Here is a 21594-nt window from a genome sequence, read left to right as displayed (position 1 = left end):
CCTGGCTGAAATACTCCGGGGGGTGCGGGGGCAGCGCCCCCGCGCCTACTGCCCGGGCCTCACCTTCCCCGCGGCCGGTGGATGTGCGCGCTCTGCACCAGCCCGAAGGCCCCCATCAGCACCAGCATCGCCGAGCCGCCATAAGACACCAGCGGCAGAGGCACGCCGACGACGGGGGCGAGGCCCATGACCATGGCCATGTTGACGGCGAAGTAGAAGAAGAAGGTCGCCGCCACCCCGATGGTCAGCAGCGAGGAGAAGCGGTCCTTGTTGTTGAGCGCCGAATGCAGGCAGAAGAGCACGATCAGCGCGTAGAGGATCAGCAGCGAGGTGGTGCCGAGGAAGCCGAACTCCTCGCCCAGCGTGGTGAAGATGAAGTCGGTGTGCTTCTCCGGCAGGAAGTTCAGCCGCGACTGGGTGCCCTGCAGGAAGCCCCGGCCGGCCCAGCCGCCGGAGCCAAGCGCGATCTTGGCCTGCATGATGTGATAGCCCGCACCCAGCGGGTCCGACCCGGGGTCGAGGAAGATGTCGATCCGCTTGTACTGGTAGTCCTTCAAAAGCTGCCAATGCGTGCCGCGCGACATCATCACGGCGGTGATCAGGCCCGAGCCGAGCACCCCGATACCTGCGAAATACCATGGGCTGACCCCGGCCACGAACATCACCACGCCCGCGCCCAGCATCATCAGGATCGCGGTGCCGAGGTCGGGCTGCTTCATCACCAGCGCCATCGGGACCAGCGTCAGCACGAGCGGCACCAGCACCCAGAACGGACGTGAGACCTTCTTGACGTCGAGCCAGTCGTAGTAGGAGGCGAGCAGCATCACGAGGGCGATCTTGCCAAGTTCCGAGGGCTGCAGCCGCATGAAGCCGAGGTTGATCCAGCGCTGCGCCCCCATGCCGACGGAGCCCGCGACATCGACCAGCACCAGCAGCGCCAGGGCGATCAGGTAGGCCACGCCCGATATGTTGCGCCAGAACCAGGTCGGCACGAAGGCGAAGATGAACATCACGATCAGCCCTGCCACGAAGCGCAGCATCTGGGGCTCCGCCCAGGGCTGAAGCGATCCGCCGGCCACGGAATAGAGCATCAGGAACCCGGCGGAGGCGACCGCGATCAGAAGCACCACCAGCGCCCAGTTGATGTAGAGCACCTTGCGAAGCCCGGTGGGGACAGTCTTTACGGTATATTCGAGGTAGCTCATGCGCGGCTCCTTGCCGGCGGCTGGGGTTCGATATTGCGCAGCTTGAGGGCATTGAACTCGGCGCCGATCTCCTTGCGGTAGCGCGCCGGGTAGGCGGAGAGAGGCGGCACCCCGCCCGTCATGGCAAAAAGCAGCGCGTCGCGGCCCAGAGGGGCGGCGGAATGGTCCGGCCCGCCATGCTCGACCACGACGCCGACGGCGACCTTGGGCTTGTCGAAGGGCGCATAGGCCACGAACAGCGCGTGGTCGCGCTCGTTCCAGGGGATCTGGTCGGGCTTGGCGAGGCCGGCGGCGCGGTCGGCGGCGGTGATGTTGCGCACCTGCGCGGTGCCGGTCTTGCCGGCCATGAGCATCGAGGTGTCGGCGATGCGGGCATAATTCGCGGTGCCGTGGATCGAATTCACCACGCCCCAGACGCCCTTGCGCACGCCGTCGAGGAAGGGCTGCGGCAGGTTCAGCGCGTCGGCCGGCACCACCGGCACCTCGACCGAGTCGACCGATTTCACCAGCCGCGGCACCACCGCCTTGCCGCTGGCCAGCCGCGCCGTCATGATCGCCAGCTGCAGCGGCGATGTCAGCACGTAGCCCTGGCCGATAGCGGCGTTGATCGTGTCACCGATCAGCCAGTCCTGGTGGCGGTATTTCTTCTTCCATTTCTTGTCTGGCGTCAGCCCGGAGGCGATCGCCGACATCGGCAGCTCCGGCGCCTCGCCCAGCCCCATGCGCTTGGCCATATGTGCGATCGGGTCGATCCCGCAGCGCTGGGCGGCGGTGTAGAAGAACACGTCGCAGCTCTGCGTGATCGCGCCTTCGATATCGAGCCAGCCGTGGCCGCCATGTTTCCAGCAGTGGAAGATGCGTTTGCCGACCTTCAGGTAGCCGGGGCAGAAGACTTTGTCGGTCAGCTTCAGCTGGCCAGAGTTCAGCGCGGCCAGCCCAGTGACGATCTTGAAGGTGGAGCCGGGCGGGTAGACGCCCTGCACCGCCTTGTTGATCAGCGGGTGATGGTTGTTGTCGCGATAGGCGGCATAGTCCTTGATGGAGATCCCGCGCACGAAGAGGTTGGGGTTGAACGAGGGCGCGGAGACCGAGGCGAGGATGTCGCCCTTCTCCACGTCCATCACGACCACCGCCGCGCTCTGCCCGACCAGCCGCGCCATCAGGAAATCCTGAAGCTTGGCGTCGATCGTCAGCTGGATGTTCTCGCCCGGCCGGCCCGGCTCCTCGCCGATCTTGCGCATGACGCGGCCGACGGAGTTCACCTCGACCCGTTCGAGCCCGGCGGTGCCGCGAAGCTGCTCCTCAAGCTTCGCCTCGACCCCAAGCTTGCCGATCTGGAACTTCGGGATCTGCAGGAGCGGATCGGGGGAGGGGTTGTCCTTCAGGTCGGCCTCGCTGACCGGGCCGACATAGCCCACGACATGGGCCAGGTCCTCGTCCAGCGGGTAGTAGCGCGAGAGCCCGACCTCGGGCGAGATCCCCGGCAGCGCCGGCCCGTTCACCGCGACGCGGGAGAGCTGGTCCCAGGTCAGCCGGTCGGAGACGGTGATCGGCACGAAGGGGCTGTGGCGCTTCACGTCGCGGATGGTGCGGTGGATGTCTTCCTGAGAGAGGGGGATCAGCTCGGAGAGCTTGTCGAGCGTGTCGCGCACGTTGCCTGCGTCCTCGCGCAGGATGACGGCGGAGTAGTTCTGCTCGTTGCCGGCGATAAGGATGCCGTTGCGGTCGTAGATCAGGCCGCGGGCGGGGGGCAGCAGGCGGATGTTGATCCGGTTCTTGTCCGACAGAAGCCGGTATTGCTTCGAATCGACGATCTGCAGCTGGCGCATCCGCGCCGTCAGGCCGGCCACGATCGCCACCTGCGCGCCGCCCAGAAGAAGGGCGCGGCGGCTGATCTTGCGGCTGCTTTCCTCGGTGTCGCGGGGCGAGCGCCTCATATCCTCCTCCCCAGTGAATCAGTCTGTCCGGGGGCGGTCTTCCGCAGCCCGAAGAGAAGGCCCGAAAGCGCCACCACCACCGGGTAGGCGAGGATCGAGCCCAGAAGCTGCAGCGCCACCAGCGCGATCGGCGGCTCCTGCATCAGCGCTGCCGCGAAGACCAGCCGGTAGGCCACGACCATGGCAAACATGACCACGCTGACCAGCGCCCATTCCATCGCCAGCCCCACCTCGCGCATCAGGCCGACGCGGTTCCTCAGGAACTCGGTTCCCACCAGAACGATGACGGCCCAGAGTCCGGGCGGGCGCATCAGCAGGAAATCCTCCAGCAGGAACACGGCGGCGATCAGCAGGACGGGCACGTAATCGGGCCGCCGCAGCACCCAGGCGCAGGCGATGCAGACAAGGATATCCGGGCCGGGGACGGAGACCGGCAGCGTGCTCAACGGCAGCATCCGAACGATCATCAGAAGAAGCGCCAGCGCAACGAAGAGGGCGCGGTGGCCCCAGACAGGACCGATCAGAGCCCTAGCCATTGCCGCCTACCTGGCCGGTCGTTCCGGTGGTGCCTGTCGTGCCGGATGTGGTGCCTGTCGTGCCCGTTGTGCCGGATGTGGTGCCGGTTGTGCCTGAGGTGGTCCCCGTGGTGCCGGTCGTGCCCGTCGTTCCGGCGCCGGCCGGCTCTGGCGGGACCGGGGGCGCAATCAGTCCGCCGGGATCGGAGATATGTTCCGCCGGGTGGCTGCGCAGCACGCGCAGGAAGTCCAGCCGCTCGTAATCCGCCGCCAGGCGGACCTTCAGCCGCCGGTCCGGCCCCTCGACCACCTGGCCGACGAGGAGGCCCGCGGGGAACACCCCGCCATCGCCGGAGGAGACGACCTGGTCGCCCGGCCGGATCGCGTCCGGCGATTCGACGAATTCCAGCGGCGGGATGGCGGAGTTGTCGCCCTGCAGGATGCCATGCTGTCCCGAGGGTTCCACCGTCACAGGGATGCGGCTGTTGGAATCAGTCAGCAGGATCACCCGGCTGGTGCTTTCGCCGACGCCAGAGATCCGCCCGACGAGGCCCAGCCCGTCCATCACCGCCCAGCCATTGACGATGCCGTCACGCTTGCCGACGTTCAGCAGCACCGACTGGCGGAAGGGCGAGCCGCTGTCGGCCAGCACCACGCCGGTGACATGGGTCAGGCTGGGGTCGAGGTGGACCTGGTTGAGGTCGAGCAGCTTGGCGTTCTTCTGCTCGAGCTGAAGTGCTGCTTCCTTCCAGGCCTTCATCTGCTGCAGCTCGCGGCGCAGCTCCTGGTTCTGTTCGTAGAGGCTGGCGTAGGACTGGAATCCTTCCACCATCACCGTCAGGCGGGTGACCGGCACCATGGCCCAGGCGAAGCTCGGCACGAAGCGGTTGACCAGCGCGGCGCGGAATCGTTCAACGCGCGGGCTGTCGATCCGCCAGAGTACGAAAAGGGCGATCAGCAGAAACGCCAACGCCCCCACCAAAATCCGGCGGAGGGGCCTGACGAAGTCGTCCTGACCGTTTCGATTGTTCGCCACTGCAGCCTTGTCCCTGGCGCGAGAGCCCGGCGCCGACGGCCGGAGCTCAGCTGTCGTAGTCTATCACATGCCGGAGCTGCTTTTCGTATTCCAGCGCTTTGCCGGTGCCCAAAGCAACACAATTCAGCGACTCGTTCGCGACCGAGATCGACAGGCCCGTCTGCTCGCGCAGCGCCAGGTCCAGCTCTCCCAGAAGCGCGCCGCCGCCCGTCAGCATCACGCCGCGGTCGACGATGTCGGCAGCGAGATCCGGCGGGGTGGCCTCCAGCGCGACCATGACGGCCTCGCAGATCTGCTGCACCGGCTCGGCCAGCGCCTCGGCCACCTGGGCCTGGTTGATCTCGCTTTCCTTCGGCACGCCGTTCAGCAGGTCGCGGCCGCGGATCTGCATCGCGGCGCCGCGGCCGTCGTCGGGCATGCGGGCCGTGCCGATCGAGGTCTTGATCCGCTCGGCGGTCGAATCGCCCACCAGCAGGTTATGCTGGCGGCGGAGGTAGGAGATGATCGCCTCGTCCATCCGGTCGCCGCCGACGCGGACCGAGCGGGCATAGACGATATCGCCCAGCGACAGCACCGCAACCTCGGTGGTGCCGCCGCCGATATCGACGATCATGGACCCCGTGGGATCGGTGATCGGCATGCCCGAGCCGATGGCCGCGGCGATCGGTTCGGCGATCAGCCCGGCGCGGCGGGCGCCGGCGGAAATGACCGACTGGCGGATCGCCCGCTTCTCGACCGGGGTCGCGCCATAGGGCACGCAGACGATCACCTTCGGCTTGGCGAAGGTGGAGCGCTTGTGAACCTTGCGCATGAAATGCTTGATCATTTCCTCGGCGACGTCGAAATCCGCGATCACGCCATCGCGCATCGGGCGGATCGCCTGGATCGAGCCGGGGGTGCGGCCGAGCATCAGCTTGGCGTCCTCGCCGACCGCCAGAACCTGCTTCTTGCCGTCCTTGACGTGATAGGCGACGACCGAGGGCTCGTTCAGGATGATGCCCCGGCCCTTGACGTAAACGAGCGTGTTCGCCGTACCGAGGTCGATCGCCATGTCCGACGTGAAAATGCTCGAAATGCCTGCCATGCTGGGGTGATCCTGTCTTCGCCCTGTTCCGCCCGGGGACCGACTCTGCCTTGCCGGACCGCGAAACCTTATAGGGGGCGCGCAGTGTGAGGGAAAGGGGCGACGCCGCCCCGCCGCGCGCGTTTCCGCCACAGCTTCGTGTAGCGTGTTTCAGGGAGCCGCGCCGCGCTCTCTGGCGCGCCAGTCGAGCCAGCGCCGGCGAAGCACCCAGGGGCGCAGCGGGACCCGCTCGGCCAGCGCCTCGGCCGCCGTCACCCGGTCGAGGCGGAAGTGCCGGAAGTCCTGTCTGAGTTCGCACCATCCGATCAGCAGCCGGCTGGTTTCGGCGTAGCCCAGGACGACCGGCCAAACGGTGCGCTCCGTCTCGCGGCCGTCCCCGGTGCGGTAGGTCAGGCGCAGCTTGCAGCCTTCGCGCAGCCAGAGGCGGAGCCGGGCCGGGTCGAGCGCGGGCGCCGCCTGCGGCCGCGGGGGCGGCGTGGCGATGCGCGGCTCTGCGATGAAGGGGCGCAGGTGGCCGGGTACCACGGCGGCGATCTTGGCCAGAAGGTCGCGCGCGGCGCGGGCGAGTTCGGCATCGCCATGGTCGGCCACCCAGCCCGCGCCGAGAACGGCGGCCTCGACCTCGTCCGGCGTCAGCATCAGGGGCGGCATGTCGTAGCCCTCGGCAAGGAGATAGCCGAAGCCCGCCGCCCCCTCGATCGGGACGCGCTGGCCGACGAGGTCGGCGATGTCGCGGTAGACGGTGCGGGAGGAGACCTCGAGCTCCGCCGCGATGGCGGCCGCCGTCACCGGGCGGGACGAGCGGCGCAGGATCTGGATGATCTGGAACAGGCGGTCGGCGCGGCGCATCGGATCCCCATGACTCCTGCTGACAGGATGCTGGCAGTGGGGCCATGCCACAAGGCCCGCGACGGGGCGAGGGGCCCCGGAGCAGGAAAGGCCAGATTCATGAGACTCGCATCAACCCGCCTGATCGCGGAAGACGTGCAGGCCGTCGTCGCCTTTTACGAGGACGTCACCGGCGTCAGGGCCGAGTGGCTCGCCCCGGTCTTCGCCGAGATCGTCACGGAGGGCGCCACGCTTGCCATCGGCTCGGCCGCCACAGTCTCGGCCTTCGCCGAGGGAAGCGCGGAGCCGAAGGCCAACCGATCTGCCATCCTCGAATTCCAGAGCGCGGATGTGGAGGCCGATTTCGCCCGGCTGAAGGCGCGCTGCACGGTCGTCCATCCGCCGAAGATGATGCCCTGGGGCAATCTGTCCTGCCAGTTCCGCGATCCGGAGGGGACAGTGGTGGCGCTCTACCAGCCGGTCTCGGAGGCGGCGCTCGCGCGGTTCTCGGGGCGGCGACGCGGGATCGGCCGCGCCCGGAGGGCCGGGCGCAGCCGAGACGCGGGGATCAGCCCGCGTCCTTGTAATTCACCGATTTCACATCGGAGTTGGGCTTGGACTTGGCGCGGCGCACGATGAGGTTGTTGAGCGCGGCGACATAGGCCTTGGCCGCGGCGACGACCGTATCGGTGTCCGAGGACTGGCCGGTGACGATCTTGCCGTCCTCCTCCAGCCGGACGATGACAGTGGCCTGCGCGTCGGTACCCTCGGTGACCGCCTGGACCTGGAAGAGGGCAAGGCGGGCTGTGTGCGGGAAGATCCGGCCGATGGCGTTGAAGGTCGCGTCCACCGGGCCGTCGCCGGTCGCCGTCACCTGCTTGTCGGTGCCGTCGACGGTCAACGTCAGATCGGCCGACTGCGGCGCCTCGGTGCCGCAGATCACGCGCAGGAACTTCACCTGCAGGTGGTCGGAGGTGGCGACGGAGGCCGTTTCCGACATCAGCGCGATCAGGTCGTCGTCGTAGACTTCCTTCTTGCGGTCGGCGAGCGCCTTGAAGCGGACGAAGGCGTCGTTCAGCTGGTTGTCGGCCAGCTCGTAGCCCAGTTCCTTGAGCTTCGCGCGCAGCGCGGCGCGGCCGGAATGCTTGCCCATGACGAGGTTGGTGGCGGCGAGGCCGACATCCTCGGGGCGCATGATTTCAAAGGTTTGCGCGTTCTTCAGCATCCCGTCCTGGTGGATGCCGCTCTCGTGGGCGAAGGCGTTCTTGCCGACGATGGCCTTGTTGAACTGCACCGCGAAGCCCGAGACGGCGGCGACGCGGCGGGAGATGTTCATGATCTTCGTCGTGTCGATGCCGGTGTCGTAGGGCATGATGTCGTGGCGGACCTTCATGGCCATCACCACCTCTTCCAGCGCGGTGTTGCCGGCGCGTTCGCCCAGGCCGTTGATCGTGCATTCGATCTGCCGGGCACCCGCCTCGACCGCCGCCAGCGCGTTGGCCGTCGCCATGCCCAGGTCGTTGTGGCAGTGGGTGGCGAAGACGATCTGGTCCGCGCCGGGCACCCGCTCGATCAGCATGCGGATCAGGTCGGCGCTTTCGCGCGGGGCGGTGTAGCCGACCGTGTCGGGGATATTGATCGTGGTGGCGCCGGCCTTGATCGCGATCTCGACCACGCGGCAGAGGTAGTCATGCTCTGTCCGGGTCGCGTCCATCGGCGACCATTGCACGTTGTCGCAGAGGTTGCGGGCGTGGGTCACGGTGTCGTGGATCCGCTCCGCCATCTGGTCCATGTCGAGGTTGGGGATGGCGCGGTGCAGCGGCGAGGTGCCGATAAAGGTGTGGATTCTCGGGCGCTTGGCGTGCTTCACCGCCTCCCAGCAGCGGTCGATGTCTTTGAAGTTCGCGCGGGCGAGGCCGCAGATCACCGACGTTTTCGCCTGCTTGGCGATGTCGGAGACGGCGGCGAAATCGCCCTCGGAGGCGATCGGGAAACCGGCCTCGATGATGTCCACGCCCATCTCGTCGAGCAGCGCCGCGATCTCGAGCTTCTCGTCATGGGTCATGGTGGCGCCGGGCGATTGCTCGCCGTCGCGCAGCGTGGTGTCGAAGATCAGAACGCGGTTGGCGTCGGGTTTGGATTGGTCGGTCATGGCTCTCGTCTCTCTGGCTTTGTCTCTGGCTCCCGGGCGCTGTTTACCTCCGAGCGGTCGCGCCCTTGGGCACGCTCAGAGGCAGCTAAGGAGCAGGAGCCCACGGGCGGAGAGGAGGCCGAGCGGCCCCGCGGGAAGAGAGATGATCGTCGCCCGTGACATGGGTCGGGACTATAGGGACGATTCGGCAAAAGGGAAGGATGAATTTGGCCGGCCGGGGGCGGAGGGCGTAAGGGCTTGGCAGGGCTGGAAAATCGGGGTGCCGATTCAGCACAGCTTCGGCACCGCTTTGACACCGTAAACGTGCCGTATTTCGGGACGGTGGCAGGGCGGTTCGCGCAACGGGCTTTCGCGGGGCGGACGGGCGCTGGCCCGGCGGTGCTGCGCACCGCTGCTTCGGGCCGGGGGTTACTTTGAAGGTAGCTGCGACCAGATCACGGCGGCGAGGACTATGGCACCGCCGAGGAGGGTCCGGGGAGCCGGGACCTCGGCGAGAGCGACGAAGGCGAGAAGCGGCGCGAAGGGCAGCTCCAGCGTCGAGAGCAGCGCCGTCTCCACCCCCGGCAGGCGGCGGGCGCCGGCGGAGAGGGTGACTGAGGCCACCGCGAAGACCAGCCCGAAGACGAGTAGCACGGCGACCGGGCCGAAGGGCAGCGCCCCGGGGCGGGCGAAGGTCAGCGACAGCGGCAGCAGCAGGAACTGGGAGAGCGCGGGGGGCAGGGCGGCGGGCGTCTTCGGCCAGCGACGGTAGACCAGCATCAGGCAGGCCATCATCAGCGTCATCCAGAAGGCCAGAAGGTCGCCGGCGAGGCTCTGGGGCAGGCCGGCGCGGCCGATCCCCCCGAGGCTGCCCGAGGCGGCGGTGAGTACGCCCGCAAGCGCCGCGAGGCTCGCCAGCAGGACGCGGGGGCCCGGGCGCTCGCCAAGCCAGAGCCAGCCGAGGGCGGCGGTGACGAAGGGGCAGGTGCCGTAGATCAGCGTCACGCTGGCGATGTCGGTCAGCTTGAAGGCGGCGATGAAGGCCGCGGTGCCGGAGGCCCCGGCGAGGGTGGCGGCCCATGCGCTGGCGCGGAAGGCCCGCGCCTCGGCGGCGAGGCGGCCGGTGAGGGCGAGCCAGGCCAGCGTGAAAAGCGCGGCGGCGAGGCCGCGCCAGAAGACGATCTGCCACGCCCCGGCGGCGAGACCCTGGGTGAAGGTCCCGGCGGAGGAGAAGGTGAGGGCGGAGCAGAGGACGAGGGCTCGGCCCAGGGTGCGGTCGGCGAGGGGCATGGCGGGGCCTTTGGGGTGCGGGTGGCGGGAAGGTGCGCAATGAATGCGCACCCTACGGAGCTCGCGGTGAGGAGGGGCAGGGACCTTCCGCGGGTGGGCGCTGGCGGCGGGGGTGGTCTGTCCGTTTATGGTTTAAAGAACCCCCTAAGTGATCTCGCGTGGTGAGGTCCAAGAAGCGCCCGCCGTCACGCCAGAGGCGTGCCGATGTATAGTGGCGCGCCAAAGGCGCGACGGGGCGGACGGGCGCTGGCCCGGCGGGCTTTGCCCGCTGTTTCGGGCCGGGGGATGTCTGGGAGGCCATGGTCTTTTCCGTTGCGGCGGGGCGGGCTGCTGCGACAGTATCGGGGCCCTGCTGCCAACTGGGTGTCAGCAGCCTGCATCCCCGGGGGAGGGCATGGCGAAGACCTCTCGGCTGTTCGAGATCATCCAGATCCTGCGGGCCGCGCGCGGGCCGGTGCTGGCGGCCGATCTCGCCGCGGCGCTGGAGGTGTCGCGGCGCACGATCTACCGCGACATCGCGGCGCTGCAGGCGATGCGCACGCCGATCGAGGGGGCGGCGGGCGTCGGCTATGTCATGCGGCGCGGCTACGACCTGCCGCCGGTGAACTTCGACGAGGACGAGGCGGAGGCGGTGATCATCGGCCTGTCGATGATCGCGCGGACCGGGGACGAGGGGCTGTGGCAGGCGGGCCTGCGCGCGGCGCGCAAGCTGAGCGGGGCGACGCGGAGCGCCGACCACCTGATCGCCTCGAGCTGGGGGGCGGAGCCTTCGGCGGGGGTGGATCCGGCGCTGATCCGGCAGGCGATCCGGGCCGAGGCGAAGCTTGCGCTCAGCTACCGCGACGCGGGCGGGGGCTTTACCCGGCGCGTGGTCCGGCCGCTGGTGCTGATCTATTACGCCGACAATGCGATGCTCGCCGCCTGGTGCGAGCTTCGCGGGGATTTCCGGCATTTCCGGCTGGACCGGATCCTCGCCTCCGCCCGGCTGGAGGCGGATTTTGCGGGGCAGGGCGCGGCGCTGCGGGCGCGGTGGGAGGCGGAGTACCGCGCGCTGACGGTGGAGACGCGCTAGGCCTCAGTCGCCGGTGATGGAGCTGTTGCTGCCCCCGCCGTCAGAGGTGCCGCCCGTGGTGGTGCCGCTGGTCGTGCCGTCGGTGGTGGTGCCGCTGGGGGCGGCCGCGCCATCGCCCGCCGCGCCGCCTGCGGAATTGTCGAGCTTGCCGTTCACCCAGTGGCCGCTCTGGGTCTGGCCGCCGGCGTAATGCATCGTGCCCTGGCCGCTTCTGTTGCCCTTGACGAAGGTGCCCTCGTAGGTGTCGCCGTTCGGATAGGTGGCCTTGCCCTGGCCGTCCATCTGCCCGGCCTTCCAGCCGCCGACGTATTTGAACCCGTCCTTCATGGTCAGCGTGCCCTGGCCGTCGCGCTGGCCGTTGACGAAATCGCCGGTGTAGACGGTGCCGTCGGGATAGGTCGCGGTGCCCTGGCCGTTCCGCTGGCCGTTGGCCCACTGGCCATCGTATTTGTAGCCGTCGGGATAGGTCATCACGCCGTGGCCGGAGTTCTTCCCGTCCTTGAAGCCGCCGGTGTAGGTGATGCCGTTGGCATAGGTCGCGGTGCCCTGGCCGTCGATCTGGCCGGCCTTCCAGTCGCCCTCGTAGGTCGAGCCGTCCTTGTAGGTGATCTTGCCGGTACCGTCGGCCTTGTCGTCCTTGAAGCTGCCGGTGTAGGTCGAGCCGTCGGCATAGGTGACGGTGCCCTGGCCCTCGATCCGGCCGTCCTTCCAGTCGCCCGTGTACTTGTAGCCGTCATGGCCGGTGAAGGTGCCCGTGCCGTCGCGCTTGTCGTTGGCGAACTGGCCGACGTAGGTGTCGCCGTTCTTGTAGGTGACCTTGCCCTGGCCCTGCCGCTTGCCGTCGGCCAGCGTGCCTTCGTAGACATCGCCGTTCGGCTGGGTCAGCTTGCCGGTGCCGTTGATCTGGCCGTCCTTCCACTGGCCGACATAGGTCAGCCCGTCGGGCATGGTCAGCGTGCCGGTCCCCTGGCGCTTGCCGTCGACGATGTCGCCGGAATAGGTGGTGCCGTTGGGGTAGGTGATGGTCGCCTTGCCCTGCTGGACGCCCTTTACCCAGGTGCCGTCGTAGACGTAGCCGTCGGGGCTTTCGAGCTTGCCCTGCCCCTCGTGCTGGCCATCCTTGAACTGGCCGGAATAGGTCATCCCGTTGGCGAAATGCTCCGCCCCCTGGCCGGTCATCTGGCCGTTCTTCCAGTCGCCGTCATAGGTGGTGCCGTCGGCGGTGGTCAGCCGGCCCTTGCCGTCGGGTTTGCCGTTCCTGAACGTGCCGACATAGACCGAGCCGTTGGGGAAATGCGCGGTGCCATGGCCCTGGATCTCGCCCGCCTTCCACTGGCCGGTGTAGGAATAGCCGTTGGGAAGCGTGTAGGTGCCGGTGCCGTCCTGCTTGCCGTCCTTGAACGTGCCCTTGTAGACGCCGCCGTCGTCGTATTGCTTGGTGACGACGTCCTGCGCCACGGCCGCGCCGGACAGAAGGAGCACGACGCCCGCCGCAATGCCGGCCCGACGCGCGGCCCGCGCGATCCTTTTCGACCATTCCGCCACGTGACGCTCCCCGTCCATTGTTCTTATTCAGCCCCCCCGGAGGGCGCGGCGGAAGGGTAGTGGAGGGTCCGGAGGCTGACAAGCGTTTCGCCATCTATCGGCTTTCCCTTGCCGCGGGGCATGCTAGAACCTCTGCCGGATCGAAGGGACCCCGCATGACCGACCGTTTTCGCCTGACGCTCGCCCAGCTTGACCCGACCGTTGGCGCGATCGCGGCCAACTGCGCCAAGGTGCGGGCAGCCTGGGAGGAGGGCCGTGCGGCGGGCGCCCAACTGGTGATGCTGCCGGAGATGTTCGTCACCGGCTACCAGACCCAGGATCTGGTGATGAAACCCGCCTTTGCCGAGGACGCGATGCGCGCCGTCGAGCGGCTCGCCGCCGACTGTGCCGAGGGCCCGGCGCTGGGCGTGGGCGCGCCCTGGCGGGAGGGCGGGGCGCTTTACAACGCCTATCACATCCTGTCCGGCGGCAAGGTGGTGGCGCGTGTGCTGAAGCATCACCTGCCGAATGACGATGTCTTCGACGAGGTGCGTCTGTTCGAGGCCGGCGCGATCTCCGGCCCCTACCGGATCGGGCCGCTCAGGATCGGCACGCCGGTCTGCGAGGATGCCTGGTTCGACGACGTGACCGAGACGCTGGCCGAGACCGGGGCGGAGGTTCTGTTCATTCCCAACGGGTCCCCCTACCGGCGGCGGAAGATGGACCTGCGGATGAACCTCATGGTCTCGCGCGTCGTCGAGACCGGGCTGCCGCTGGTCTACCTCAACGCCGTGGGCGGGCAGGACGACCAGGTCTTCGACGGGGCGAGCTTCGTGCTGAACCCGGGCGGGCAACTCGCCGTGCAGCTTCCGGCGATGGAGGAGGCCGTCGCCCATGTCGATTTCGAGCTGGGCCCGGACGGCTGGCGGGCGCTGCCCGGCGTGCTGGCCCCGCAGCCCGACGACTGGGAGCAGGATTACCACGCCATGGTGCTGAGCCTGCGGGATTACCTGCGCAAGAGCGGGATCTCGAAGGTGCTGCTGGGCCTGTCGGGCGGGATCGACTCGGCGCTGGTCGCCACGATCGCGGCGGATGCGGTGGGGCAGGAGAACCTGCGCTGCGTGATGCTGCCGTCGGAGTTCACCTCGCCCCATTCGCTGGAGGATGCGGCGGCGGTGGCGCGGGCGCTGGGCTGCCGGCTGGACGAGGTCCCCATCGCCGGGCCGAAGGCCGCGGTGGGCGGCGCGCTGGCGCATCTTTTCGCCGGGACGGCCGAGGGCGTGGCCGAGGAGAACATCCAGAGCCGCCTGCGCGGGCTGCTGCTGATGGCGCTGTCGAACAAGTTCGGGGAGATGCTGCTGACCACGGGCAACAAGTCCGAGGTGGCGGTGGGCTATTGCACGATCTACGGCGACATGGCGGGCGGGTTCAATCCGATCAAGGACCTTTACAAGACCCGCGTCTTCGAGACCTGCCGCTGGCGCAACCGCGAACATCGCGACTGGATGAAGGGTCCCGCAGGCGAGGTGATCCCGGCACGGGTGATCGAAAAGCCGCCCTCGGCGGAGCTTCGGGCCGACCAGAAGGACGAGGATTCGCTGCCGCCCTACCCGGTGCTGGACGAGATCCTGGAGCGGCTGATCGAGGGCGAGCAGTCGGTGGCGGAGATCGTGGCGGCCGGGTTCGAGCGCGCGGTGGTCAAGAAGGTCGAGGGGCTGCTTTACGGCGCCGAGTGGAAGCGGTTCCAGGCGGCCCCGGGGACGCGGCTGACCACGCGGGCCTTCTGGCTTGACCGGCGCTACCCCATTGTCAACCGCTGGCGCGACGAGAGCTGAGCCGGGCCGGGGGGGCGCGGCTCAGGGGTGCGGAGCCTCCGGCGCGGGCAGGAGGCGGGCCAGCGTCAGCGCCTCCACGGCCGAGCGGAACGTTCCTTCGACCGCGATGACGCGGACGAAGCTGCGCATGGCGAGACTGAAGGGAAAGCCGTTGCGACTGATATTGCCGGTGGAGGAGACGATGGCGGCCAGCGCGAGGCTGCCGTGGCTGCGCACCAGCATCGCGCCGCCGGAGCCGCCGGTGTCCATGGCGCCGGCGAGGTAGATGGCGCGGGGGGCGTTGCCCTCGATGGGGTCGGCCGTCTCCACCCGGGCGCGCTGGGCGATCGGGGTGGCGAGGCCGAGCTTGGCGACCAGATCGCTCTGGAAGCCGGAGATCAGCAGGACCGGCGTGCCCTCTGCTACCGGTGCGGCGGCGATGGGGAAGCCCTGCGCAGCCGGGTTGGTGAGCGGGTGCGCGAGGCGGACCACGGCGTAATCGTTCGGATCCCAGAAATTGTCGCGCCCGCCAGAGCCGAGGACCTCTGTTGCGTCGATGCGCAGCGGCACGGTTTCCGCCGGCTTTGCCTGGGTGCGGAACAGGCAGCGGCTGCCCGCGGGGAGCGGCGCCCAGTCCTTCTTCGGGTCGCGCAGGACATGGGCCGCGGTGGCGATGGCGGCGCCGTCGCCGACGAGGACGCCGGAGGCGAGCGGGCGCATCGCCTCGCCCTCCTCGGCGCAGAGCACGATGCCGGTGGAGGCTCGGATGCGCTCTGCCTCCGCCGGGGACAGGCCGAGAGCGGCGCGCAGCCCGTCCAGCGTGCCGCGGCGATCATCGGGCGTGCCGTCGGGACGGGAGCCGACGATGTTGACGCGGATCAGCGGGAGGGCGGGCTCGGTTGCGGGAGTCGCGGGCGGCGCGGCACGCCGGGCCGTCGCGGGGGCGGCGGCGAGGAGGGCCAGAAGGCCCAGGATCGCGCTTGATCGGGCTCGGCGCATGGCCGCGTGCCTCGTGCAAGGGCCTCGATCGTCTTAGCATAGCACGGAATGCGGGGGCGCGGGGGGAATGCTGGCGTCACTCCCACCAGCGGTCGATGCTGGCGATGTCGTCGTCGGACCAGCCGAAGTGATGCGCAATCTCGTGGACCACCACATTGGCGACGAGATCGCCGAGCGCGACGTCGCCGCGGCTGGCCCATTCGTCGAGGATGGCGCGGCGGAAGAGCCAGACGGTATCGGGGCCGTCGGGCTGGTCGAGGACGGATTTCTGCGTCAGCGGGATGCCGTCGTAGAGGCCGGTGAGCTCGAACGGATCATCCAGGCCCAGCTCTTCCAGCATCTCGTCGGGGGCGAGGTCGGCGATGCGGAGGGCCACGGCCTCGGCCCGCGCGCGGAAGGCCGCGGGCAGGGTGGCCAGCGCCGCGCGGGCCAGCGCCTCGATCACGGCTTCGTCGGGGGCGGGCACCTCGGCCCAGCCGGTTTCGTCTGCCATGGCGCGTGCCCTCCCGCCCCTTCATATGGACAAGCACGGGCCTTTGTGAAAGAGCGGGGCCAACAGGAGCAAGCCCATGACCGTCACCCGTTTCGCCCCGTCTCCCACCGGCTATATCCACGTCGGCAACCTGCGCACGGCGCTGATGAACTTCCTGATCGCGCGAAAGTCCGGCGGGACGTTCATCCTGCGTCTGGACGACACCGACCAGGAGCGTTCGAAGCAGGAATACATCGACGGGATCCTGCAGGACCTGGAATGGCTGGGGATCACCTGGGACCGGATCGAGCGGCAGTCGGCCCGCCTCGGCCGCTACGAGGAGGCGGCGGAGGATCTGCGCGCCAAGGGGCGGTTCTACGAGGTCTTCGAGACGCCGCTGGAGCTGGACCTGAAGCGCAAGAAGCAGCTCAACATGGGCAAGCCGCCGGTCTATGACCGCTCCGGCCTGCATCTGAGCGACGCCGAGAAGGACGCGCTGCGCGCGGAGAAGCCGGGCTACTGGCGGTTCCTCCTCGACCAGGAGCGGATCGAGTGGGTGGACGGGATCCTGGGCCCGATCTCGATCGACGCGGCCTCGGTCTCCGATCCGGTGATGATCAAGGCGGACGGGCAGGTGCTTTATACCTTCGCCTCCTCGGTCGACGACAGCGACATGGGGATCACCCATGTGGTGCGCGGGGCGGACCATGTGACCAACACCGCGACGCAGATCCAGATCATCCAGGCGCTGGGCGGCAAGGCCCCGAGCTTCGCCCACCACAGCCTGCTGACCGGGCCGCAGGGAGAGGCGCTGTCGAAGCGGCTGGGGACGCTGAGCCTGCGGGACCTGCGCGCGCAGGGGATCGAGCCGATGGCGCTTCTGTCGCTGATGGCGCGGCTCGGTTCGTCGCAGCCGGTGGAGCTTGCAGGCTCGATCGAGGAGCTGATCGAGGGGTTCGACATCTCCACCTTCGGGGCGGCGCCGACGAAGTTCGACGCCGACGACCTGAAGCCCCTGACGCGGGCCTATGTGCAGGCGCTGCCGTTCGCGGCCGTGGCCGGGCGGCTGGCCGGGATCGGTGTGCCCGAGGCGCAGGCGGAGCGGTTCTGGGAGGTCGTGAAGGGCAACATCGGCGTGCTCGGCGATCTCGACGGCTGGTGGGCGCTGGTGCGCGACGGGGCGGAGCCGATGGTCGCGCCGGAGGACGAGGCCTTCGTCGCCGAGGCGCTGGCGATGCTGCCGCCGCGGCCCTGGGGGCCGGAGAGCTGGAGCGAATGGACCGCCGCGGTGAAGGCCGCGACCGGGCGGAAGGGGCGGGGCCTCTTCATGCCGCTGCGCCGGGCGCTGACGGGCATGGACCACGGGCCGGAGATGGCCGAGCTGATGCCGCTGCTGCAGAAGGTGCCGGGGCAGGGGTGAGCGGTTCCCGCGCGGGGTGGTCGGGGTGGTGGTGCGCAATGAATGCGCACCCTACGCTGAGGAGGGCCGGGGCTCGTCCGCGGGTGGGCGCTGGCGGCGCTGCCGGTCTGTCCGTTTATGGTTTAATCGCCCCCTTCGGTTTGCCGGAATGAGGACTCACCAGTAGCGCCCGCCCTTGGGGGCGGACGGGCGCTGGCCCGGCGTCGCTGCGCGACGCTCTTTCGGGCCGAAGGGAGTATTTGGGCCAGGAAAAAGCTGAGGGTGTGCAGCTGGCTCGGGCCGAGGCGCTATGCCTAAGGCTCAGCGAACGCCGATCTCGGCCAGCGCGGCGGCCAGCGACGGGGGCAGGCTGTCCTCGCGTTCCCGGTTCACGTTCAGGTCGCGCGGGGCCTCGGCCGGGTCGAGGTAGCGCCAGCCCTGGAACGGGCGGCGGGGCTGCGGTTCGGTGCGGATCACCTGCGGATCAAGGATGATGGCGCAGCGCAGGATCCCGTCCTGCCCCCGGCGCTCGTCCAGCCGCAGGATGCGCTGACGCGCCAGCACTAGGCCCTTGAAAACCCAGTAGAGCGATCCGCCCGCCAGTACCTCGGCCTCTCGCTTCGGCCACATCCGGGTGACGTGGCAGGTCTCCCAGCCCGGCGTTTCTGCCCGGCGGCGGTCCTGCCAGTCGATCAGATCTTCCACCGCATCGGCGCCGACGCAGAGTTTCAGAAGGTTGACATAATCGGAATCGGCCACGGGATTGCTCTAGATGGTGGGTTTTGACGATCAACTTAGGCTAGCGGTTGCGGAGAGCAAGGCGTATGGTGGAGAGCCCTGCCCAAAGCCCGAAGGATTCCCCGATGACCCGCTTTGCCGCCCCGATCGCCGAGCAGATCTGGGACATGAAATACCGCTTCAAGGATGCCGATGGCACGCCGATCGATGCCACGCTGGAAGACAGCTGGCGGCGGATCGCCCGCGCGCTCGCCTCGGTCGAGAAGGCGCCGGCGAAATGGGAAGAGAAATTCTATACCGCGCTGGAGGATTTCCGCTTCCTGCCGGCCGGGCGGATCACCGCCGGCGCGGGGACCGGGCGCTCCGTCACCCTCTTCAACTGCTTCGTCATGGGCACGATCCCGGACACGATGGGCGGGATCTTCGACCAGCTGAAGGAAGCCGCGCTGACGATGCAGCAGGGCGGCGGCATCGGCTATGACTTCTCCACCATCCGGCCGCGGGGCGCGGCGGTGCATGGGGTGGCGGCGGATGCCTCGGGGCCGCTGTCCTTCATGGATGTCTGGGACGCGATGTGCCGCACCATCATGTCCGCCGGCTCGCGCCGCGGCGCGATGATGGCGACGATGCGCTGCGACCACCCGGATATCGAAAGCTTCATCGAGGCCAAGCAGGATCCGGCGCGCCTGCGCATGTTCAATCTCTCGGTCCTCGTCACCGATGCCTTCATGGCGGCGGTGAAGGCCGACGGCCCGTGGGAGCTGGTCTTCGACGGCAAGGTCTATCACACCCTGAAGGCGCGGGACCTGTGGAACCGGATCATGCGCTCGACCTACGATTACGCCGAGCCGGGCGTGATCTTCATCGACCGCATCAACGCGATGAACAACCTCAACTACGTCGAGACCATCGCGGCGACCAACCCCTGCGGCGAGCAGCCGCTGCCGCCCTATGGCGCCTGCCTGCTGGGCTCGGTCAACCTCGCCCGCCTCGTCACCCAGCCGTTCGAGGCCGGGGCGGAGATGGACCTCGCCGCGCTCGACGACCTGGTGCGCACGGCCGTGCGGATGATGGACAATGTCGTCGACGCCAGCCGCTTCCCGCTGCCGCAGCAGCAGGCCGAGGCGGAAGCGAAGCGGCGGATCGGGCTTGGCGTCACCGGGCTTGCCGATGCGCTTCTGATGCTGGGGCTGCGCTACGGGTCGGACAAGGCGGCGGCGGTGACCGAGGGCTGGATGAAGGCCATCGCGCGCTCGGCCTATCTCGCCTCGGTGGACCTGGCGAAGGAGAAGGGGGCGTTCCCGCTTTTCGACGCCGAGGGCTTCCTCGCCTCCGGCAACATGAGCCAGATGGACGAGGACATCCGCGCCGCGGTGGCCGAGCACGGCATCCGCAACGCGCTCGTCACCTCGATCGCGCCGACGGGGACGATCAGCCTTTACGCCGGCAATGTCTCCTCCGGGATCGAGCCGGTCTTCGCCTATGCCTATACGCGCAAGGTGCTGCAGAAGGACGGGAGCCGCACCGAGGAGGAGGTGGTGGATTACGCCGTCAACCTCTGGCGCGAGAAGTTCGGGGAGGAGCCCTTGCCGGACTATTTCGTCGACGCGCAGCGGCTGGCGCCGCTGGAGCATGTGAAGATGCAGGCGGCGGCGCAGAAGTGGGTCGACAGCTCGATCTCCAAGACCATCAACTGCCCGGTCGACATCGGCTTCGAGGCGTTCAAGGACGTCTACATGGCGGCCTGGGACCAGGGCTGCAAGGGCTGCACCACCTACCGGCCGAACGACGTGACGGGCTCGGTTCTCGCGGTGTCGGAAAAGGCCGAGGCGACCCCGGCGGAGGAGGCGCAGCAGGCGCAGGCGGCGGCGCTGGGCGAGGTCGTCTACCTCTCCGAGCCGCTCGACCGGCCGCAAGAGCTGGAAGGGGCGACCTACAAGCTGAAGTGGCCCGACAGCGAGCATGCGATCTACATCACCATCAACGACATCGTCGTGGGCGGGCGGCGGCGGCCGTTCGAGGTCTTCATCAACTCCAAGAACATGGAGCATTTCGCCTGGACCGTGGCGCTGACGCGGATGGTTTCGGCGGTGTTCCGGCGGGGGGGTGACATCTCCTTCGTGGTGGAGGAGCTGAAGGCGGTCTTCGATCCGCGCGGCGGGGCGTGGATGCAGGGGAAATACGTACCCTCCATCCTGGCGGCGATCGGCGGGGTGATCGAGAGGCACCTGATCCAGATCGGCTTCATCGAGGGCGAGGGGCTGGGCCTGAAGGGCGACCCGACGGCCGATCTCGCGCCCCCCGCCGGCGCACCGCGCGGCAAGGCCTGCTCGAGCTGCGGCAGCTACGAGATGCGGATGGTCGAGGGCTGCATGACCTGCGCCAACTGCGGCTATTCGAAATGCGGCTGAGGCGCGGGGCGCGGGTGTTATTTTATTTTGACTACCAAATCTTAGCCACTGGCGGGGTCGAAATGGCAATTTTACAGGCAAAAGACGCCAATCGGCTCGAAAGGCAGGATTTCTCAAATCTTTTGTCTCGATTGGATCGAGCGGAGGTTTCACCTCTGTCCCGATGGACTTAGGGTGCGAATTCATGATCCTCAAGCGCTATTCAAATTTCTGATGGGGTTCTTGGGGCGCGGACCGCGAGAACTTCGGGGTTTCGGGTTCAGTGTATGAAAGACAAGGAAGAGGCGGCGGCCCGATGTGCAGATTTTACGCTGGTGGACCCAGTGATCTGCCCTGAGCGTGGAGGCCTTATTTTGCGGCGCGGCTAATGCCCAGAAACGAGGAAGGGCGGCTTGCGCCGCCCTTTGATCGGGATCCTATCGCGCCTTCATGTTGATCGCTACATGCGTAAGGCCTTCTCGATACGATCGTACGCCGCCAATGTCTCGTGGCTCGAGTGATTGCCATTACAGAGCGGATATTCGTAGGTATCCGTGTGGGTGTTTTCGATCGTGTAACCGAGTGCAAGAAACGCGTCACGTGCGGCCAGAGCCAGCGGATTGAGGGTCTTGGAGGCCGCCATCACCGTGACGCCGGCGATTTCCCGGCCTCGGTCCGTATAATGCCGGTGGACGTACAGGAGCACCAGAGAAACCCGGAATTTTGCGATAAGCCAGAGGGTGACATCGCAAATGTCCCGCTCCAGCCCGAACTCCTCAGGATGTAGGCCCAGTCGGTGCTCCCGCGCGGTCTGAAACGCGCAACGTGCCTCGGACCTAAAAGGCACGATTAAACCCGGCGAGCAACTCGCTGACACGGGCACCATGCCACCTGGTCATGTCGGAGGCTGACAGGTTTCGCAGTTGGCCGATGCCCCATTCGTGCCGCTGCGAAGCTTGTTCGGTGGCGTCTAACTTGGAGCAGTGAAGCCGTCCGGTGTGGTTCCCTGATCAGTTTCTATGCGGCAGTTCGGCAACGTCATTAGCGTAGAATAGCCCGTTAGGCCTTGTGGCTCAGAGAGCGAAGGCGCCAACTCAGGCCTCGGCTTGGCAAGCCCACACCAAGAAAGGAAGCCCACAATGAGCGGAGTTTCGGGCAAG

General features: G+C 68.1%; 18 protein-coding genes. 5 read left to right on the top strand and 13 right to left on the bottom strand.

The window, feature by feature from the left end; all coding sequences use genetic code 11:
* Positions 1 to 59 precede the first annotated feature (59 nt).
* The 6 genes from rodA to EIP85_RS12820 form a co-directional block, all read right to left on the bottom strand.
* Complete coding sequence (rodA, locus tag EIP85_RS12845; RefSeq protein WP_127902593.1) at positions 60 to 1205, bottom strand: rod shape-determining protein RodA; 1146 nt, start codon at positions 1203 to 1205, stop codon at positions 60 to 62.
* On the bottom strand, positions 1202 to 3142 hold the full coding sequence (mrdA, locus tag EIP85_RS12840) for a penicillin-binding protein 2 (RefSeq protein ID WP_127902592.1): 1941 nt from the start codon (positions 3140 to 3142) through the stop codon (positions 1202 to 1204). The genes rodA and mrdA overlap by 4 nt, the downstream gene beginning before the upstream one ends.
* The gene (locus EIP85_RS12835) at positions 3139 to 3678 is read right to left on the bottom strand and encodes a rod shape-determining protein MreD (RefSeq protein WP_127902591.1); all 540 of its coding nucleotides are present in this window, start codon (positions 3676 to 3678) and stop codon (positions 3139 to 3141) included. Before EIP85_RS12835 ends, mrdA begins: the two co-directional genes overlap by 4 nt.
* Complete coding sequence (gene mreC, locus EIP85_RS12830; RefSeq protein ID WP_127902590.1) at positions 3671 to 4693, bottom strand: rod shape-determining protein MreC; 1023 nt, start codon at positions 4691 to 4693, stop codon at positions 3671 to 3673. Before mreC ends, EIP85_RS12835 begins: the two co-directional genes overlap by 8 nt.
* A gap of 46 nt (positions 4694 to 4739) precedes the next feature.
* Positions 4740 to 5777: a rod shape-determining protein gene (locus EIP85_RS12825; RefSeq protein ID WP_127902589.1), complete on the bottom strand. Its 1038-nt coding sequence runs from the start codon at positions 5775 to 5777 to the stop codon at positions 4740 to 4742.
* A gap of 150 nt (positions 5778 to 5927) precedes the next feature.
* Positions 5928 to 6626, bottom strand: coding sequence for a helix-turn-helix transcriptional regulator (locus tag EIP85_RS12820; RefSeq protein WP_127902588.1), 699 nt, complete (start codon positions 6624 to 6626; stop codon positions 5928 to 5930).
* A 99-nt stretch (positions 6627 to 6725) separates the two neighbouring features.
* Between EIP85_RS12820 and EIP85_RS12815 the strand changes: the two genes are divergently transcribed.
* Positions 6726 to 7244, top strand: coding sequence for a VOC family protein (locus EIP85_RS12815; protein ID WP_127902587.1), 519 nt, complete (start codon positions 6726 to 6728; stop codon positions 7242 to 7244).
* Here the strand turns inward: EIP85_RS12815 and EIP85_RS12810 are convergent.
* Positions 7174 to 8757, bottom strand: coding sequence for a 2-isopropylmalate synthase (locus EIP85_RS12810; RefSeq protein WP_127902586.1), 1584 nt, complete (start codon positions 8755 to 8757; stop codon positions 7174 to 7176). The genes EIP85_RS12815 and EIP85_RS12810 overlap by 71 nt on opposite strands.
* Before the next feature lie 408 nt (positions 8758 to 9165).
* Entirely contained in the window at positions 9166 to 10026 is an 861-nt protein-coding gene (locus EIP85_RS12805) for a DMT family transporter (protein ID WP_127902585.1), read from the bottom strand.
* A gap of 394 nt (positions 10027 to 10420) precedes the next feature.
* Between EIP85_RS12805 and EIP85_RS12800 the strand changes: the two genes are divergently transcribed.
* A complete protein-coding gene (locus EIP85_RS12800) occupies positions 10421 to 11098 on the top strand; it encodes a helix-turn-helix transcriptional regulator (protein ID WP_127902584.1) in 678 nt (225 codons plus the stop codon).
* A 3-nt stretch (positions 11099 to 11101) separates the two neighbouring features.
* Here EIP85_RS12800 and EIP85_RS12795 read toward each other — a convergent pair whose 3' ends face one another.
* Positions 11102 to 12661: an MORN repeat-containing protein gene (locus EIP85_RS12795; RefSeq protein WP_127902583.1), complete on the bottom strand. Its 1560-nt coding sequence runs from the start codon at positions 12659 to 12661 to the stop codon at positions 11102 to 11104.
* Positions 12662 to 12798: 137 nt separating this feature from the next.
* Between EIP85_RS12795 and EIP85_RS12790 the strand changes: the two genes are divergently transcribed.
* The gene (locus EIP85_RS12790; protein ID WP_127902582.1) at positions 12799 to 14457 is read left to right on the top strand and encodes an NAD+ synthase; all 1659 of its coding nucleotides are present in this window, start codon (positions 12799 to 12801) and stop codon (positions 14455 to 14457) included.
* A gap of 21 nt (positions 14458 to 14478) precedes the next feature.
* Here EIP85_RS12790 and EIP85_RS12785 read toward each other — a convergent pair whose 3' ends face one another.
* Positions 14479 to 15435, bottom strand: a complete 957-nt coding sequence (locus tag EIP85_RS12785) for a trypsin-like peptidase domain-containing protein (protein WP_127902581.1) — start codon at positions 15433 to 15435, stop codon at positions 14479 to 14481.
* Positions 15436 to 15511: 76 nt separating this feature from the next.
* The gene (locus EIP85_RS12780) at positions 15512 to 15928 is read right to left on the bottom strand and encodes a metallopeptidase family protein (RefSeq protein ID WP_127902580.1); all 417 of its coding nucleotides are present in this window, start codon (positions 15926 to 15928) and stop codon (positions 15512 to 15514) included.
* A 76-nt stretch (positions 15929 to 16004) separates the two neighbouring features.
* Between EIP85_RS12780 and gltX the strand changes: the two genes are divergently transcribed.
* Positions 16005 to 17327: a glutamate--tRNA ligase gene (gene gltX, locus EIP85_RS12775; protein WP_127902579.1), complete on the top strand. Its 1323-nt coding sequence runs from the start codon at positions 16005 to 16007 to the stop codon at positions 17325 to 17327.
* 300 nt (positions 17328 to 17627) lie between these two features.
* On the opposite strand, the gene EIP85_RS12770 is transcribed toward gltX, so the two are convergent.
* Positions 17628 to 18065 (bottom strand): DUF1489 family protein, encoded by a 438-nt coding sequence (locus EIP85_RS12770; RefSeq protein WP_127902578.1) that lies wholly within the window; start codon positions 18063 to 18065, stop codon positions 17628 to 17630.
* Between the two features lie 104 nt (positions 18066 to 18169).
* Between EIP85_RS12770 and EIP85_RS12765 the strand changes: the two genes are divergently transcribed.
* Complete coding sequence (locus EIP85_RS12765) at positions 18170 to 20455, top strand: adenosylcobalamin-dependent ribonucleoside-diphosphate reductase (protein ID WP_127902577.1); 2286 nt, start codon at positions 18170 to 18172, stop codon at positions 20453 to 20455.
* 439 nt (positions 20456 to 20894) lie between these two features.
* On the opposite strand, the gene EIP85_RS12760 is transcribed toward EIP85_RS12765, so the two are convergent.
* A complete protein-coding gene (locus tag EIP85_RS12760; protein ID WP_127902576.1) occupies positions 20895 to 21140 on the bottom strand; it encodes a hypothetical protein in 246 nt (81 codons plus the stop codon).
* Positions 21141 to 21594: the final 454 nt, after the last annotated feature.

This window comes from Solirhodobacter olei, assembly GCF_004010155.1.
GTDB classification, from domain to species: domain Bacteria; phylum Pseudomonadota; class Alphaproteobacteria; order Rhodobacterales; family Rhodobacteraceae; genus Solirhodobacter; species Solirhodobacter olei.
Note: the sequence above shows the minus strand (reverse complement) of the source record. Positions and strands in the feature narration are given on the sequence as shown.

Bases quoted from the DNA above. Each gene is read 5' to 3' on its own strand.
- EIP85_RS12795 (WP_127902583.1), bottom strand. From the start codon at position 12,661: ATGGACGGGGAGCGTCACGTGGCGGAATGGTCGAAAAGGATCGCGCGG.
- EIP85_RS12825 (WP_127902589.1), bottom strand. From the start codon at position 5,777: ATGGCAGGCATTTCGAGCATTTTCACGTCGGACATGGCGATCGACCTC.
- EIP85_RS12820 (WP_127902588.1), bottom strand. From the start codon at position 6,626: ATGCGCCGCGCCGACCGCCTGTTCCAGATCATCCAGATCCTGCGCCGC.
- EIP85_RS12805 (WP_127902585.1), bottom strand. From the start codon at position 10,026: ATGCCCCTCGCCGACCGCACCCTGGGCCGAGCCCTCGTCCTCTGCTCC.
- EIP85_RS12780 (WP_127902580.1), bottom strand. From the start codon at position 15,928: ATGGCAGACGAAACCGGCTGGGCCGAGGTGCCCGCCCCCGACGAAGCC.
- EIP85_RS12810 (WP_127902586.1), bottom strand. From the start codon at position 8,757: ATGACCGACCAATCCAAACCCGACGCCAACCGCGTTCTGATCTTCGAC.
- EIP85_RS12785 (WP_127902581.1), bottom strand. From the start codon at position 15,435: ATGCGCCGAGCCCGATCAAGCGCGATCCTGGGCCTTCTGGCCCTCCTC.
- EIP85_RS12835 (WP_127902591.1), bottom strand. From the start codon at position 3,678: ATGGCTAGGGCTCTGATCGGTCCTGTCTGGGGCCACCGCGCCCTCTTC.
- rodA (WP_127902593.1), bottom strand. From the start codon at position 1,205: ATGAGCTACCTCGAATATACCGTAAAGACTGTCCCCACCGGGCTTCGC.
- gltX (WP_127902579.1), top strand. From the start codon at position 16,005: ATGACCGTCACCCGTTTCGCCCCGTCTCCCACCGGCTATATCCACGTC.
- mrdA (WP_127902592.1), bottom strand. From the start codon at position 3,142: ATGAGGCGCTCGCCCCGCGACACCGAGGAAAGCAGCCGCAAGATCAGC.
- EIP85_RS12815 (WP_127902587.1), top strand. From the start codon at position 6,726: ATGAGACTCGCATCAACCCGCCTGATCGCGGAAGACGTGCAGGCCGTC.
- EIP85_RS12765 (WP_127902577.1), top strand. From the start codon at position 18,170: ATGACCCGCTTTGCCGCCCCGATCGCCGAGCAGATCTGGGACATGAAA.
- EIP85_RS12800 (WP_127902584.1), top strand. From the start codon at position 10,421: ATGGCGAAGACCTCTCGGCTGTTCGAGATCATCCAGATCCTGCGGGCC.
- EIP85_RS12790 (WP_127902582.1), top strand. From the start codon at position 12,799: ATGACCGACCGTTTTCGCCTGACGCTCGCCCAGCTTGACCCGACCGTT.